Origin of the sequence: Staphylococcus sp. EG-SA-14 (assembly GCF_017151935.1) — a bacterium.
Classification (GTDB): Bacteria; Bacillota; Bacilli; order Staphylococcales; family Staphylococcaceae; genus Staphylococcus; species Staphylococcus aureus.
The window spans coordinates 1-555 of sequence record NZ_JACVZM010000052.1; the positions used below are offsets into that span (position 1 = coordinate 1).

The 555-nt window shown below is 36.8% G+C and carries 1 protein-coding gene; it reads left to right on the forward strand.

Annotated features, from left to right (window positions below):
- A partial coding sequence (locus tag IDG63_RS14230; protein WP_274611198.1) for a Na+/H+ antiporter NhaC family protein occupies window positions 1-552 on the forward strand: 552 nt, incomplete at its 5' end.
- Between the last annotated feature and the right edge of the window lie 3 nt (window positions 553-555).

A 555-nucleotide genomic window follows, 5' to 3' on the forward strand; every position in this document is an offset into this window, starting at 1 on the left:
GTATTAGTGTTTGGTGTCATCGTAGCAAGCTTAATAGGATTGTTAGACGGTTCATTTACACTATCAGAAAACTTAAAAGCAATTTCAGATGGACTTATCAGCATGCAAGATATTTCTATGATCGCATTATTAATCGGCGGTATGATTGGTCTCATAGAGTATCATGGCGGAATTAAATGGTTGCTCAATACCGTAACGAAACGATTGAAATCTAAACGCGGCGCAGAATTAGGAATTGCTAGTTTAGTAAGCGTGACAAATTTAGCAACAGCTAACAACACAATTTCAATCATTACAGCAAGACCACTCGCAAAAGAAATAGCAGATGATTATCAAATTGATCGCAGAAAGTCAGCAAGTATATTAGATATATTTGCAAGTACAGTACAAGGAATTATTCCATATGGCGCACAAGTATTAGCAGCAACAAGCGTCGCAGGGATATCAACAGTATCGCTATTACCATATTCATTTTATCCATATTTGTTAGGCATATGCGGTATCGTGTCTATTATAATAGGCTATCCACGTAAGAAGAAAGAAGCGGAATAAGCT